The organism is Isoptericola sp. Y541 (genome assembly GCF_059445465.1).
Genome location: NZ_JCAIUJ010000001.1, coordinates 199,376 through 213,496, shown reverse-complemented (window position 1 = coordinate 213,496; position 14,121 = coordinate 199,376). Strand labels below are relative to the sequence as shown.

Genomic DNA, 14,121 nt, shown 5'->3' with positions numbered 1-14,121 from the left:
ACGACGCGAAGGATTCCGGATGAGCTTCATGGAGAAGCTGCGTGGACAGCTGATCGACATCGTCGAGTTCCTCGACGAGAGCCGGGACACGATGGTCTGGCGCTTCCCCCGCCAGGGCAACGAGATCAAGAACCAGGCGAAGCTGGTCGTGCGCGAGGGACAGACGGCCGTGTTCGTCAGCGAGGGCCGGCTCGCCGACGTGTTCGGCCCGGGCACGTACACGCTCGAGACGAAGAACATGCCGATCCTGTCCACCCTCCAGGGCTGGAAGTACGGGTTCAGCTCCCCGTTCAAGGCGGAGGTCTACTTCGTCGCCACACGCCAGTTCACCGACCTCACGTGGGGCACGCAGAACCCCGTGATCCTGCGCGACCCCGAGCTCGGCGCGGTCCGCATCCGCGCGTTCGGCACGTACGCCCTGCAGGTGGTCGACCCGGCCTCGCTCCTGCGTCAGCTCGTGGGCACCGACCCTCAGTTCCGCACCGACGAGATCGGCGACTACTTTCGCAGTCTCGTCGTCGGACAGCTCGGCCCGGCGCTCGCCGAGGCGGGCGTCGCCGCGATCGACCTCGCCGCGAACCAGCGCGAGATCGCGGTGCGCCTGGCGGGGCAGCTCTCCGAGGACCTGGCGGAGTACGGGGTCGCCGTGCCGCGCTTCGTCCTCGAGAACGTCTCGTTCCCGCCGGAGGTCGAGGCGGCGCTCGACAAGCGCACCCAGATGGCCGTCGTCGGGAACCTCGACCAGTACACGAAATTCCAGACGGCGACCGCGATCGAGACCGCCGCCGCGAACCCGGGCGGCGCGGGCGAGGGCCTCGGCCTGGGCATGGGGATGGCGATGGGCCAGCAGATGGCCCAGACGCTCGCCCCGTCGCCGGCCCGGCCCGCGCCTGGCGCTCCGCCGGCTCCCGGCGGCCCGCCGCCGCTGCCGGTCGCCGAGGCGACATGGTTCTGGGCGGCAGGAGGGTCGCAGGCCGGACCCGGCACGACGGCGGACGTCGCCGGGCTCGTCCGGGCCGGTGAGCTCACGGGCGAGACGCTCGTGTGGCAGCAGGGCATGGCCGCGTGGACGGCCGCCGGTCAGGTGCCCGCGCTCGCGCCCCTCTTCGCCGCGACACCGCCCCCGCTGCCTCCGGCCCCCGGACCGCCCGCAGGTCCGGCGTCCGGCACCTCGACCGGAACCGAGGGCTGACCGTTGAGCGACGTCCAGGGTGACCTCGTCCGCACGCGCTGTGAGGCGTGCGGGTCCCAGCTCGCGTACTCGCCCGGCACCCGGCACCTGCGGTGCGTGGCGTGCGGCGGTGAGGTGGAGATCGTCCACGCGGCGGGCGACGCCGTCGACGAGCACTCGTACGACTCATGGGCCGCCGCGCAAGGGGGGTCGCGAGCCGGGATCCTCGACGCACGGCTGCTCACGTGCGACGGGTGCGGCGCGACCACGCAGGGCACCGACCTGTCCGTCGCGTGCCGGTTCTGCGGCGGACATCTCGTCGCTGTGGCAGAGGCCGACGGGCTCGTGCAGCCGGAGGCGGTCGTCCCGTTCGGCGTCGAGCAGGCGCAGGCGCGGGAGGCGTTCCGCCGCTGGGTGCGTTCGCGCCCGTTCGCGCCGGGCGAGCTCAAGAAGGTCGGCGACACGGAGTCGCTGCACGGCACGTACGTGCCCCACTGGACGTTCGACGCCGAGACCTCGTCGTCGTACACCGGCCAGCGCGGCCACGAGTACCACGTCACGGTGAAGGACGGCGACAACGAGCGTCAGGAGCGGCGGGTGAGCTGGACGCCCGTGTCGGGACAGGTCGAACGGTCTTTCGACGACGTGCTCGTCCCGGCCTCGTCCCAGGTCGCCGAGCTCGATCTCCGCCGCCTCGGGCCATGGCCGCTCGAGGACGCCGTGCCGTTCCGTGCGGAGTACCTCGCGGGCTACTCCGCGGCCCGGTACGAGGTCGAGCCTTCCGACGGTCTCGAGCGGGCCAAGGCGACGATGGCCAAGACCATCACGAAGGACGTCCGGCGGGACATCGGCGGCGACGAGCAGCGGGTCGGCACGGTCGGGACCGCGTACGCCGACGTCATGTTCAAGCTCGTGCTGCTCCCGCTCTGGATCGCGACCTACGTGTACGCGGGCAGGCAGTGGCAGGTCATGGTCAACGCGAACACGGGCCAGGTCGTCGGGAAGCGCCCCTTCAGCAAGGCGAAGATCGTGTTCGCCGTGCTCGTCGGGCTGCTCGTCGTGGCGGCACTCGTCTTCTTGTACGTGCGCTCGCGGACGTGAGGGTCACGCGTCCCGGCGACCTGCGGACGGTGCTGCTGCAGTTGCTGGCGCCGTGCGTCGTCGGGCAGCTGCTGCAGCCGCTCGTCGGCGACCGGTTCCGCGCCCGCCGGTGGCTCACCCTCGGCGTGGACCGTGGCGACCATTCCCGTCGCGGTGGCCGGCGGATCGCGGTCCCGGTGATCCTCTTCCACCAACTCCAGCTCGTGGTGTGCGCGGCGCCTCGCGCTGCGCGACCGAGCCCCTGCCCGCACCGCTGCGAGCAGGCGGCGTCCCGCCTAGCGTCGGGGGATGGCGAAGCGGGACGACGGCGCGTCGGGGGAGCGGTGGTCGCAGGACGTCACCGAGCACTCCGACGCGCTGGACCTGGAGGAGGACGTCTTCACCTGGGACGACCCCGCGCGCATCGCCGCGTCGCTCAAGCGCTCGGCGGAGGCGAGCGGCCGGCGCAAGGGCACGCCGTACCAGTCGGCGATGTCGATGCTGACGTTCTACGTCAACCGCGCCGGCACGGGCCTGCCCGCCGCGCAGCGGGACGTCCTCGAGCGGGCGAAGGGCGAGCTGCGCAAGGCGTTCGGCCGGGAATGACGCACGCGGCGAGACGTCACGCGGTCGGCCGACAGACCTCGCCGTCAAACCTCTCACGAAGGCGGGAGAGACCCCCCTACACTGGCTCGGACGCACCGGACGACGACGTCGGGAGTCGCGATGGAGGGGACGGCCGCCTCGGTGGCACGTGCAGGGGACCCGCGCGGGGCCGCCGTGCGTCGTGACCCGCGCACGGTGCGCGCCGCGTACGAGCGGTTCCTCGGCACCGGAGAGCCTCCGGGCGATATCGACCCGGTGGTCGCCGACTCCTGGCGCCGATCGCTGCGCAGCGGCGTCGACCCGGACACCCTGAACCCGCAGGTCTCCCTCGCGGACGACGACCTCGCCGCCTACCGTCTGGCACACCCCCTGGCCGCGGTGATGCCGGTGGTGCGCGAGTTCGTGGTCGACGGCGCGGCCGACGACGGCCTCGTGGTCGCGGTCTCCGACGAGGCGGGGCGGCTGCTCTGGGTCGAGGGCAACCACCGCCTGCGCGGCACGGTCGACCGCGTCGGGTTCGTCGAGGGCGCGGTGTGGCGGGAGGAGAACATCGGCACCAACGCGCCGGGCACGGCGCTGGCCACGCGGCGCGCCGTCCAGGTGATCGGCGCCGAGCATTTCTCGCGTCCCATCCAGGACCTCAGCTGCGCCGCCGCGCCCATCCGCGACCCCGCCACCGGCCGGGTGCTCGGCGTCCTCGACGTCACGGGGCGGCGGGCCGCGGCGACGCACGTCGTGATGTCGCTGGTGCGGGCCACGGTCGCGACGGTCGAGCGGGAGCTCGCGACCCGGGCCGCCGCCGGTCCCCGCCGGCCGGACGTCGTCGCCGGACCCACGCCGGTCGACCTCCACGTCCTCGGGCGCCCCGCCCTGCGCGGGCGCGACGGCGCACGGCCGCTGTCGCTGCGGCACGCCGAGATCCTGCTGCTCCTCGCCGAGCACCCCCGCGGCCTCGGCGCCGACGAGCTCGCCGTGCTGCTGCACCCCGGGGAGCTGTCCGACGTCACCGTGCGTGCGGAGGTCTCCCGGCTGCGGCACGTCGTGGGCCCCCTGCTCGCCGGGTCGCGGCCCTACCGGCTCGCCCGCGCGCTGCGTACCGATGCCGACGACGTGCGGGCGGCGCTCGCCGCGGGCGACGTGCGCACCGCCGTCGCCGCGTACGCTCCGCTGCTGCCCCGGTCGGTCGCCCCGGGGGTGGAGCGGCTCCGGGCCGAGCTGTCGGCCGAGGTGCGCGCCGCCGTCCTGGCCTCGGGAGACGCCGACGCCCTGGACGCCTGGGTGCGCGGCGTCGACGGCGCCGACGACCACGCCGCGTGGACGCGCCTGCTCGCCGCGTCGTCCGCCGGCAGCCCGCAGGCCCTGCGCGCCCGCGCACGCGTGACGCTGCTCGACGTCGACCTCGGCGGTTGAGCATGTCGCAACCTGGTTGAGCGTGTCGAGGTCTGACAGCTCAACCAGCGGGACCGCAACGCACTGCAACGGGACTGCAACCTTCGGCGTCCTAGGGTCGCCTCATCGCGGCGCGACGAGGCGCTGCAGGCACGCGAGGAGGCAGCATGACCGTCTACGCAGCCCCTGGTCAGCCCGGGGCGATCGCCGAGTACCGAGCCCGCTACGACCACTGGATCGGCGGCGAGTACGTGCCGCCGTCGAGCGGGCAGTACTTCGAGAACCCGAGCCCCGTCACCGGGCAGACCTTCACCGAGGTGGCGCGCGGCAACGCCGACGACATCGAGGCGGCCCTCGACGCCGCGGAGGGCGCCGCGCCCGCGTGGGGCCGCACCTCGGTCACGGACCGCGCGAACATCCTCAACAAGATCGCCGACCGCATGGAGGCACACCTCGAGGAGCTGGCCGTCGCCGAGAGCTGGGAGAACGGCAAGCCCGTCCGCGAGACGCTCGCCGCCGACATCCCGCTCGCCATCGATCACTTCCGCTACTTCGCGGGCGCCATCCGCGCGCAGGAGGGCTCGATCTCGGAGATCGACGAGGACACGATCGCCTACCACTTCCACGAGCCGCTCGGCGTGGTCGGGCAGATCATCCCGTGGAACTTCCCGATCCTCATGGCCACGTGGAAGCTGGCGCCGGCGCTCGCGGCGGGCAACGCCGTCGTGCTCAAGCCCGCCGAGCAGACCCCGGCGTCGATCCTGTTCCTCATCGACATCATCGGCGACCTGCTCCCGCCGGGTGTGCTCAACATCGTCAACGGCTTCGGCGTCGAGGCGGGCAAACCGCTCGCGTCGTCGTCGCGCGTCCGCAAGATCGCCTTCACCGGCGAGACGACGACCGGCCGCCTGATCATGCAGTACGCGTCGCAGAACATCATCCCGGTCACGCTGGAGCTGGGCGGCAAGAGCCCCAACATCTTCTTCTCGGACGTCGCGGCGGCGCATGACGACTACTACGACAAGGCGCTCGAGGGGTTCACGATGTTCGCCCTCAACCAGGGCGAGGTGTGCACGTGCCCGTCGCGCGCGCTGATCCAGTCCGACATCTACGACCAGTTCCTGGGCGACGCGCTCGAGCGGACCAGGGCGGTGAAACAGGGCAACCCGCTGGACACCGACACGATGATCGGCGCCCAGGCGAGCAACGACCAGCTCGAGAAGATCCTCAGCTACATCGACATCGGCAAGGCGGAGGGCGCGAAGGTGCTCACCGGCGGGCACCGGGCCGAGCTCGACGGCGACCTGGCAGGCGGCTACTACGTGACGCCGACCGTCTTCGAGGGCAAGAACTCGATGCGGATCTTCCAGGAGGAGATCTTCGGGCCTGTCGTGTCGGTGACGGACTTCGCGGACTTCGACGACGCGATGAAGCTCGCGAACGACACGCTGTACGGGCTCGGCGCCGGCGTCTGGTCGCGCCAGGGCGAGACGGCGTACCGGGCGGGACGCACCATCGAGGCCGGCCGCGTGTGGACCAACTGCTACCACGCCTACCCGGCGGCCGCGGCCTTCGGCGGGTACAAGGGCTCGGGCGTCGGGCGTGAGAACCACAAGATGATGCTCGATCACTACCAGCAGACCAAGAACCTGCTGGTCAGCTACTCGGGCCAGAAGCTCGGGTTCTTCTAGGAGGTTCGAGAACCACATGGATGACGACGACGGGGCCAGCCCCGCACGTGTCGCCGTGACGGACGCCGCGGCCGGGCTCCTCGCCCGGTTGCGGCGTCAGCACGGCGAGCTGATGTTCCACCAGTCCGGCGGCTGCTGCGACGGGTCGAGCCCCATGTGCTACCCCGACGGGGACTTCCTACTCGGGGACGCCGACGTGCACCTGGGCGACCTCGAGCTGAAGGACGAGCCGGTCGCCGCCCCCGGCGCGACGGGCGAGCCGTTCACCGTCGCGGTGTGGATGAGTCGCGCGCAGTTCGAGTACTGGCAGCACACGCACCTGACGATCGACGTCGTGCCCGGCCGCGGTGCCGGGTTCAGCGTCGAGGCGCCCGAGGGCGTGCGGTTCCTGACCCGGTCGCGGCTGCTCACCGATGCCGAGAGGGTGGCGCTCAGCTGACGACGACCGGGCTGACGGTCACCAGCCGGCGAACCGGCCCACCGCGACGAAAGCGGCCGCGAGCAGCAGGAGCACGTTGACCCACAGCTGCCCGAGCTCGCGGCGCCGCACGTGCACGGAGATCGCCAGCACCTGAAGCACCACCAGGAACGATGCGGCGATCGGCGTGAGTACGGTCACGGTATTGGTGGCCCACGGCAGGATCAGCCCCAGCGCGCCCGCGATCTCCGCGAGCCCGATGAATCGCACCACTATGCCCGGGAAGTCCTCCACCCAGCCCATGCCTGATCGCAGCCGTTCGCGGCTCCGGGTGAGCTTCACGAAGCCCACCGCCAGGTAGAGCAGGGCCAGCAGCCCCGCGGCGACCCACAGTCCGATGTCCATCCGGTGCCTCCTCGCGGCAAACAGCTCGACGGCGAGCGGCGGCGGAGCCGTGGGCGGAGCGGCGACGCCGTCGTGCCTGCTGGGAACCTAGCGCGGGGACGCCGCAACCGGAACGACCTCGGCCGTGGTGTCGGAGGGCCCGCGCCCGATATGTTCTGCAGGTGACCCGAGAGACCCTCCCCTCCCTGTCGGCGCTGCCTGCCTGGCTCGTGCCCTCCGTGTACCTCCACTGGTCGACCGACTGGCTGCAGGAGGCCGTCGCGATCTCCATCCGCTCCCCGGAGCACCGGCTGCCCGGCGGGCAGGACGGACCGCAGCGCGGCGACGTCGTCGTGACCGTGCTCGGCGACGCGGGCGTCGTGGCCGCGGTCGAGCTCATGGGGTCCAGCGACGGCGAGAGCTGGGTGAGCGACGAGCTCTTCGGCCCCGACCGGCCCATCGTCTGGGCCGACTTGTTCGAGGGCGCAGAAACGTACACGAACTCGTCCGGCTGGCTGCCGCCCGAGCACGCGCGGCTCGTGCTCGACGGCGTCGCCGAGCAGTTCCGCGGCGGCCCCGTCCACACCCTCGACCCGGGCGACTGCGGCGCCGGGGACACTTCGCCCGACGTGCACGCGCTGCGCATCCTCGGCCACCGCGCCGTGACGGGCTGGGCGATGCGTCGCGAGGAGCGGTGCGCCACCTGCGAGCGGTTCGTCGACGTGCACCGCATGCACGCCCACGACGACGGCGCCGTCCGCCTCGGCACCACCACCGCGGGCGGGCGCACGCTCGAGCAGCTGGTGCGCGACGTCCACCTCCTGTGCGAGCAGTGCCACGACCTCATGCACGCACACACCGTCGCGTCCCAGCGCGCCCGGATGCGGCCGCAGTGCCCCGGCTGCGGCGCGCGCGGCAAGACCAAGCGGATCGTGTGGGGCATGACGTTCCAGGACGACGTGATGAACGCCGAGCCGGACGTCGTGTACGGCGGCTTCGAGGTGCCCGTGCCCACGCCCGAGTGGTACTGCACCGAGTGCCACGCCAACTTCGCGAGCAGCGTGATCGCGTCGCGCGCGCTGACGTCCGCCGAGACGGGTGGCAGCTCCGGGGCCGTGGCGGTCACCGGGTCGCTGTCCGTGGTGCCGGACCTGTCGGACGACGAGCCCGTCGCCTGAGCGCATGGCCCGATCGCGGTGCCTGACCGTCCGGCGGTGGCCGAGGGGTCAGGCCGCGGCCGTCACGGCGGTGCGTCGATGCCGGCGCACGAGGCCGTGCTCGGCAGGCGGCACGTACGGGGCGTGCAACAGCGGCATGCCCGCCTCGAGCGGGGTGCGGTCGGCCTTGCGGCTGTTGCACGGCTCGCACGCCGCGACCAGGTTGAGCCAGGTGGAGTCCCCGCCGCGTGAGCGCGGGATCACGTGGTCCACAGTCTCGGCCGGGCCGCCGCAGTACGCGCACGCGCCGTCACGCCGCCGCACACCCTCCTTGGTGACGGCCGGGTGACCGGCGCTGCGATACCGCCAGCGCATCGCGACATACCGCACGAGGCGCAGCACGCGGGGGAGCGGGTACGGGCCGAACTGATGCCCCTCCACCGCCTCCTCGACCACCGCCACCTCGCGCACCAGCATCGTGATGGCGTGCTTGACCGACACGCGGTGCAGGGGCTCGTAGCCCGCGTTGAGCACCAGTACGTCGGCCACGGCCCTGCTCCTTCCGGTGGCGGTGCGCGCCGGGTGGCGCGCGGGCGGCTCCTTGTCGCTCGGTCTGCTGTCGGTCGGGGCTGTGAATCCGATCACAGCATCCTGCCGAGGCGAAAGTATTCCGCCGCGCCGCGGAAGTCCAGCGTGATTGCCCGTCGCTGTGCGACGAAGCCGGTGGTTGAGCCTGTCGAAACCCGATGATTCCGCGCCGTCGGCGCCGTCCCCCCCGTCGCGGACTCCGGTGGTTGAGCCTGTCGAAACCCGATGAGTCCGCGCCGTCGGCGCCGTCCCCCCCGTCGCGGACCCGCTGTTCGGGGAAGTGGTGGACGGGTGGCTGGGCGAGCCGGCGTGGGCCGGGAGCACCGTGATCGACCCCGCCGACCTCGTCGACCTTGCCGCCCAGGTGCAGGCGCTCAAGGACGGCCCTGACGGCGAGCTGCAGGTGCACGGCAGCGCCCGGCTCGCCAGCACCCTGCACGACCTCGGCCTGGTGGACGTCTATCGGATCTTCGTCGCGACCGTCGTCACCCCGTCCGAGGTCGGCGAGAGCGGGCTGGTGTACCTGGAGCTCGAGCCGCGGGCACTGCAGCACGGCACCGCCGCCGTCGCGGACGGCGCGCAGGCGGTCCGGATCGAGTGAACTGCCGAGCGAGCGCCCGGGAGCTGCCGAACAGGCGGTTGACACCGTTATGGCGGCCCTGACGGCCCGGTGTCAACCGCCTGTTCGGCACGGGGTGGGCGCGGGGTGGATGCTGCCGTCACCGCCGGGCTTCGAAGACGAGGTTGAACGGCGTCTGCGCGACCTCGCGGAACCGCGTGAGCCCACCCGCCGTCACGACGTCGCGGATCCGCGCCGGGCCCGCCTGGGTGCCGAGCGCGAGGCCGACGTCCTGGGCCAGCGACGTCGGCGTGCACAGCAGCGTGGAGAAGCCGTAGTAGGCGCGGCCCACGGGGTTGAGGTTGTCCTCGACCCGGTCGCCGGCCATCGGCTCGACGATCATCCACGTGCCGTCGTCGGCCAGGGCGTCGCGCACGTGCCGGGCAGCTCCCACGGGGTCGCCCATGTCGTGCAGGGCGTCGAACATGGTCACGAGGTCGAACCCTGCGCCGGGGAAGTCCTGCGCCGACGCGACCTCGAACCGCACACGGTCGCCGACTCCTGCCGCCTCGGCGCGCTCCCGCGCCGTGGTGACCGACCCCTCGTGGTAGTCGTAGCCCACATAGGTGGAGCGGGGGAACGCCTCCGCCATGAGGATCGTCGACGAGCCGTGGCCGCAGCCGACATCGGCGACGACCGCCCCCTGGGTCAGCTTGTCGACCGTGCCGTCGAGGGCGGGCAGCCACGACTCCACGAGGTTCGCGTGGTAGCCGGGTCGGAAGAACCGTTCGCACCCGACGTGCACGTCGGCGCCGTGCTCGTGCCAGCCGAAGCCTGTGCCGGTCCGTGCGGCCTCCAGGATGTGGTCCGTGTCGTGGACCGTGCCGAGCGCGGTCTGGAAGAGGCCCGGGAGGAACGCCGGGCTGTCCTCGACCGTGAGGGCGACGGCCTGCTCGGGCGGCAAGGTGTACCGGCCCGACGCCGGGTCGTAGGTCACGTACGCGCCCGCGGCCTGGGCGTTGAGCCACTCGCGGGCGTAGGGCTCGGCGGTGCCGGTGCGGGCCGCGAGCTCGGCGGGCGTGCTGGGCCCGTGGTCCGCGAGGTCCCGGTAGTAGCCGAGCTTGTCGCCCATCACGACGAGCGCCGCGTTCAGGGTGGCGCCCGCCTCCTCCACGGCGCGGAACACGAACGCCATGAGGGCGTCGGTGTCGACCTGCGGCGTGGCGGGTGCGGGTGTCTCGGGCGTCTGGGTGCCGGGCGTCTGGGTGTCGGTCATGGTGCTCTCCGTCGGACGGGTGCCGGCCGGGTGCCGACAGGTGCCCCTCGCCCGACCGTAGGAAGCGGGCGGGTGAACCCGCGTCAGGGGCCCCACCTGGTGGTGCCGCGCTGCCTAGACTCGAAGGCGTGCTCCTGGGGCGCGACGCCGAGGTCGCGACGATCGACCGGATAATGGCCGGGGCCCGGCTCGGGGAGGCGGGACGGCTCGCCATCCTCGGTGAACCGGGCGTCGGCAAGAGCGCGCTGCTCGAGCACGCGGCGGAGGCGCTCGGGTCGTCGTTCCGCGTCCTGCGCGCCACCGGCACGGCGGCCGAGTCCGGGATCGCGTTCGCGGGGCTGTCCCAGCTGTTCGGGGGCTGCCTCGACCTGCTCGGCGATCTCCCCGCGCGCCAGGCGGACGCGCTCGCGGCGGCGCTCGCGCTCGAGGGCGCCGTCGACGAGGTGGTGGCGGGCGACCGGCTCGCCGTCGGCGCCGCGACGCTCGGGATGCTCACCCGGTGCGCCGAGGCCGGCCCCGTCGCCGTCCTCGTCGACGACCTGCACGAGCTCGACCCGCCGTCGTCGCGGGCCCTCGTCTTCGCCGCACGACGGCTCTCCGCGGACCGGGTGGTCATGGTCCTCGCGGGACGCACCCCCGAGGCGGACGCCCTGGTCGACGGCCTCCCGGTACTCGTCCTCGCGGGGCTCGACCGGGCACCCGCGCGGACGCTCGTGGAGCGCGCCGTGGGATCCCCGGTGCCGCGCGACCGCTTCGCCGAGCTCTACGGGCGCGCGGCCGGGAACCCGCTCGCACTGATCGAGCTCGCGACCCAACCCGACCCGCTGTGGCCCGAGATCCCGGGCATGCCGTCGACGGTGCCCGAGACCATCACCCGTGCGTTCGCCCAGCGGGTGCGGCGGCTGCCGACCGCGACGCAGCAGGCGCTGCTGGTGACGGCCGTGGCCGACGGGGACCTCGCCGTGACCGCCGCGGCGGCGACGGCCCTGGGGCTCGACCTCGCGAGCCTGAGCGCGGCCGAGGACGCCGGCCTCGTGGCCTCCACCGGTGGCGGCACCACGTTCCGGCACCCGCTGCTGCGGTCGGTGGTGTACTCCGGGGCGCACGCGTCCGAACGACGCACGGCACACCGGGCGGTGGCCGCGGCGCTCCCGCGCGGCGACGACGACCGCCGGGCGTGGCACCTGTCCGAGTCCGTCTGGGGGCCCGACGCCGGCGTCGCCGACCTGCTCGACGCGGCGGCCGAGCGGGCGATCTCGCGGGCGGGGTACGCGGTCGCGTCGACGGCGTACCAGCGGGCGGCGGCCCTCAGCCCGGCCGCGCCCGCGCGGCACGGCCGGCTGCTGCGTGCCGCGAGCACCGCCTGGGCGGACGGCGACGCGCACCGGGCGGTCCTCCTGCTCGACGAGCTGGCCGGGCAGCGTCCCGAGCCCGCGGTGGCGCGTGGGGCGCTCGAGCTGCGAGCCCGGGTCGCCGCCCGGACGGGGGCCCTGGGGGAGGCGATCGCCATGCTCCGGCGGCTGGCGGCCGACACGCCGTCGCCCGACGACCGCGTCTACCTGCTCGCGGACGCCGCGTACGTCGCGTTCTTCCTGGGCGGCACCACCACCTCCCTCGAGCTGGCCGACGAGCTCGAGGCGCTCCTGCCTGCGGTGTCCTCGTCCCGGACGCGGGCCCTGGCGCTGCTCGGCTGCGGCGTCGCGCGCATCCTCGCCGGCCGTGGCGGCACCGGCCAGGTCGAGGCCGCCGTCCCGCTCCTCGAGGCGGACGGCGGGCTGGTGGCCGACCCGCGGTGGTGGCAGTGGCTCATGATCGTGCCGCTGTACCTGCGCGACGCGTCGGGAGCGGCCGCGCTCGGGAGCCGGGTGCCGGAGATCCGCCGCTCCGCGACCGTCGCCGAGCTCCCGGGGCTGCTGTTCCTCGCGGCACGCGGGCACGCGACGGGCGACGCGTGGGGCCGCGCCACGGCCGAGTACTCGCTCGCCGTCGACATCGCCCGCGAGACCGGCCAGGTGGGGCCGCTCGCGGCTGCGCTCGCCGGCCGGTGCTGGCACGCCGCGCGGCAGGGCGATCCCGAGCGTTGCCTGGCCGACGCCGAGGAGGCGCTGGCGCTCGGCCGGGGCGGCGACATGCACCTGCTCGAGGCCTGGGTGCGCTTCGCCCTGGGGGACCTCGCCCTGTCGCGGGGAGACGTCGGGACGGCGGTCACCGAGCTCACGGGCCTCGAGTCGCTGCTCGTGCGGCACGGGATGGACGACGTCGACCTGGCGCCCGTCCCCGAGCTCGCCGAGGCGCTGCTCCGGTCGGGGGACCGGCCCGGAGCCCAGCGACGCGTGCGGGCCTACGCGGCGGCCGCCCGGGCCAAGGGCCGGCCCTGGGCGCTGGCGAGGGCGCACCGCGCCAGTGCCCTCGTCACGGACGACGCCGACGACACGGACATGGGCGCGTCGTTCGCCGCGGCCCTCGCGCTGCACGCCCGGACGCCCGACGTGTTCGAGACGGCCCGCACGCAGCTGGCGTTCGGGCAGAGGCTGCGCCGCGGCGGGCACCGCGTCGACGCCCGCGAGCACCTGCGGGCGGCGCTCGCGACGTTCGAGCAGCTGGGGTCCGCGCTCTGGGCCGGGAGCGCCGGCGCGGAGCTCACCGCGACCGGGGAGGTCGTCCGCCCGTCCGCCGACGGCTGGCGGGCCGAGCTCACGCCGCAGGAGCTCCAGGTGGGGCTGCTGCTCGCCGACGGGCACACCACGCGCGAGGCGGCGGCCGCCCTCTTCCTGTCGCCGAAGACCGTCGAGTACCACCTGCGCAAGGTGTACCTCAAGCTCGGGATCCACTCGCGGCCGGATCTCGCCGGGGCGATGGCCGACCGCGCGGCCGGGGTCGGCCCCTGAGCTGACAGGCCGGCCCGTCACGCGTCGTGCGAGGCGGCGTCACCGGCCGGGGACGGTGTCCTCGACGAGGTGGGTGTGGGCCTCATGGACGGTGATCGGGTCGGAGGACGACGAGGTGGTGAGCTCGCCGTCGACCGGTTCCCAGCCGCTTGCGCCGCGGAGCTGGAACTCGCCGTGCCAGGTGGTGGTCAGGGTGACGGTCACGTCGCCCGGGGCGGTGTAGGTGTGCCCGACCCAGCTCGCGTCGGGGACGGGATCACCCTTCGTCCACGGGTGCCCGGGATCGTCGGTGACAAGAGGTGCGGTGCCGTCGCCGTAGTCCCAGGAGTAGGAGTCCGGGACCGCCCGCACCGTCACGGGGATGTCGAGCAGCTCGATGTCGAACGACTGGGGATCGGCGTCGGTGTAGGTCACGGTGCGCAGGTTGATGAGCGTCCAGCCCTGGTCGGGCTGAACGTGCACGGGTGACGGGTCCAGCGTGAGCTCCTGGAACGCGCGGCGGGCCTCGTCGGCGAGGTCGGCCGCGCCGAGGCACGTACCTTGGTTGACCGGAGCCCAGTCGGAGTACTCACCGGCGGCCGCATCCCACTTCTGGCTCCACAGCGGGTCGAGCTGCTGCTCGTCGTCCGCGCACGCCAGGTCGTTCGCGATTTCCGTCTCGCGGGCGTCGCACGCCTCGCGGATGCGGCGTGGAGCGGTGGGGGAAGCCACCGTCATGCACAGTGCCGAGTCGAGGCGCCGGTAGCGGGGCGCGTGGTCCGAGAGAGTCTTGCCGCCGGTGGCCGACGCCTGCGCAGCGCGCTCGGCGGCCGTCATGACAACGGTGTTGTTGTATTCCGAACCGTCGCCTCGTTCGGAGTCACCCCCGAAGCTGCTCGCGACGGCGTAGGTCGTGGACATCGCAAGGACCGAGC

General features: G+C 73.6%; 13 protein-coding genes. 9 read left to right on the top strand and 4 right to left on the bottom strand.

The features are described 5' to 3' along the window. Window positions 1-19: 19 nt before the first annotated feature. The 6 genes from AC1C2V_RS01070 (at window position 20) to AC1C2V_RS01045 (ending at window position 6,376) form a co-directional block, all read left to right on the top strand. Window positions 20-1,192, top strand: a complete 1,173-nt coding sequence (locus tag AC1C2V_RS01070) for an SPFH domain-containing protein (protein WP_495387725.1) — start codon at window positions 20-22, stop codon at window positions 1,190-1,192. Window positions 1,193-1,195: 3 nt separating this feature from the next. Next, the gene (locus AC1C2V_RS01065) at window positions 1,196-2,272 is read left to right on the top strand and encodes a TFIIB-type zinc ribbon-containing protein (protein ID WP_495387724.1); all 1,077 of its coding nucleotides are present in this window, start codon (window positions 1,196-1,198) and stop codon (window positions 2,270-2,272) included. 288 nt (window positions 2,273-2,560) lie between these two features. Next, window positions 2,561-2,857: a DUF3175 domain-containing protein gene (locus AC1C2V_RS01060; protein WP_495387723.1), complete on the top strand. Its 297-nt coding sequence runs from the start codon at window positions 2,561-2,563 to the stop codon at window positions 2,855-2,857. A 141-nt stretch (window positions 2,858-2,998) separates the two neighbouring features. Continuing rightward, window positions 2,999-4,267 (top strand): GAF domain-containing protein, encoded by a 1,269-nt coding sequence (locus AC1C2V_RS01055; protein ID WP_495387722.1) that lies wholly within the window; start codon window positions 2,999-3,001, stop codon window positions 4,265-4,267. 146 nt (window positions 4,268-4,413) lie between these two features. Continuing rightward, window positions 4,414-5,937, top strand: a complete 1,524-nt coding sequence (gene exaC, locus AC1C2V_RS01050; RefSeq protein WP_495387721.1) for an acetaldehyde dehydrogenase ExaC — start codon at window positions 4,414-4,416, stop codon at window positions 5,935-5,937. Between the two features lie 16 nt (window positions 5,938-5,953). Next, window positions 5,954-6,376, top strand: coding sequence for a DUF779 domain-containing protein (locus tag AC1C2V_RS01045; protein ID WP_495387720.1), 423 nt, complete (start codon window positions 5,954-5,956; stop codon window positions 6,374-6,376). Window positions 6,377-6,394: 18 nt separating this feature from the next. Here the strand turns inward: AC1C2V_RS01045 and AC1C2V_RS01040 are convergent, their stop codons facing one another. After that, complete coding sequence (locus AC1C2V_RS01040; RefSeq protein ID WP_495387719.1) at window positions 6,395-6,760, bottom strand: DoxX family protein; 366 nt, start codon at window positions 6,758-6,760, stop codon at window positions 6,395-6,397. Between the two features lie 161 nt (window positions 6,761-6,921). Between AC1C2V_RS01040 and AC1C2V_RS01035 the strand changes: the two genes are divergently transcribed. Further along, window positions 6,922-7,917 carry a hypothetical protein gene (locus AC1C2V_RS01035; protein ID WP_495387718.1) on the top strand — a complete coding sequence of 332 codons (996 nt, stop codon included), beginning with the start codon at window positions 6,922-6,924 and terminating at the stop codon, window positions 7,915-7,917. Between the two features lie 48 nt (window positions 7,918-7,965). Here AC1C2V_RS01035 and AC1C2V_RS01030 read toward each other — a convergent pair whose 3' ends face one another. Next, complete coding sequence (locus tag AC1C2V_RS01030; protein ID WP_495387717.1) at window positions 7,966-8,445, bottom strand: HNH endonuclease; 480 nt, start codon at window positions 8,443-8,445, stop codon at window positions 7,966-7,968. A 322-nt stretch (window positions 8,446-8,767) separates the two neighbouring features. On the opposite strand from AC1C2V_RS01030, the gene AC1C2V_RS01025 reads away from it, so the two are divergent. After that, window positions 8,768-9,085, top strand: a complete 318-nt coding sequence (locus AC1C2V_RS01025; RefSeq protein ID WP_495387716.1) for a dihydrofolate reductase family protein — start codon at window positions 8,768-8,770, stop codon at window positions 9,083-9,085. A 118-nt stretch (window positions 9,086-9,203) separates the two neighbouring features. Here the strand turns inward: AC1C2V_RS01025 and AC1C2V_RS01020 are convergent, their stop codons facing one another. Continuing rightward, a complete protein-coding gene (locus AC1C2V_RS01020; protein ID WP_495387715.1) occupies window positions 9,204-10,319 on the bottom strand; it encodes a class I SAM-dependent methyltransferase in 1,116 nt (371 codons plus the stop codon). Window positions 10,320-10,447: 128 nt separating this feature from the next. Between AC1C2V_RS01020 and AC1C2V_RS01015 the strand changes: the two genes are divergently transcribed. After that, on the top strand, window positions 10,448-13,207 hold the full coding sequence (locus AC1C2V_RS01015; protein WP_495387714.1) for an ATP-binding protein: 2,760 nt from the start codon (window positions 10,448-10,450) through the stop codon (window positions 13,205-13,207). A 39-nt stretch (window positions 13,208-13,246) separates the two neighbouring features. Here AC1C2V_RS01015 and AC1C2V_RS01010 read toward each other — a convergent pair whose 3' ends face one another. Then, window positions 13,247-14,107 carry a PKD domain-containing protein gene (locus tag AC1C2V_RS01010; protein WP_495387713.1) on the bottom strand — a complete coding sequence of 287 codons (861 nt, stop codon included), beginning with the start codon at window positions 14,105-14,107 and terminating at the stop codon, window positions 13,247-13,249. Window positions 14,108-14,121 lie beyond the last annotated feature (14 nt).

Excerpts from the sequence above, each read along its gene's own strand:
- AC1C2V_RS01070 (WP_495387725.1), top strand. The coding sequence starts at position 20 with ATGAGCTTCATGGAGAAGCTGCGTGGACAGCTGATCGACATCGTCGAG.
- AC1C2V_RS01060 (WP_495387723.1), top strand. The coding sequence starts at position 2,561 with ATGGCGAAGCGGGACGACGGCGCGTCGGGGGAGCGGTGGTCGCAGGAC.
- exaC (WP_495387721.1), top strand. The coding sequence starts at position 4,414 with ATGACCGTCTACGCAGCCCCTGGTCAGCCCGGGGCGATCGCCGAGTAC.
- AC1C2V_RS01045 (WP_495387720.1), top strand. The coding sequence starts at position 5,954 with ATGGATGACGACGACGGGGCCAGCCCCGCACGTGTCGCCGTGACGGAC.
- AC1C2V_RS01040 (WP_495387719.1), bottom strand. The coding sequence starts at position 6,760 with ATGGACATCGGACTGTGGGTCGCCGCGGGGCTGCTGGCCCTGCTCTAC.
- AC1C2V_RS01020 (WP_495387715.1), bottom strand. The coding sequence starts at position 10,319 with ATGACCGACACCCAGACGCCCGGCACCCAGACGCCCGAGACACCCGCA.
- AC1C2V_RS01010 (WP_495387713.1), bottom strand. The coding sequence starts at position 14,107 with ATGTCCACGACCTACGCCGTCGCGAGCAGCTTCGGGGGTGACTCCGAA.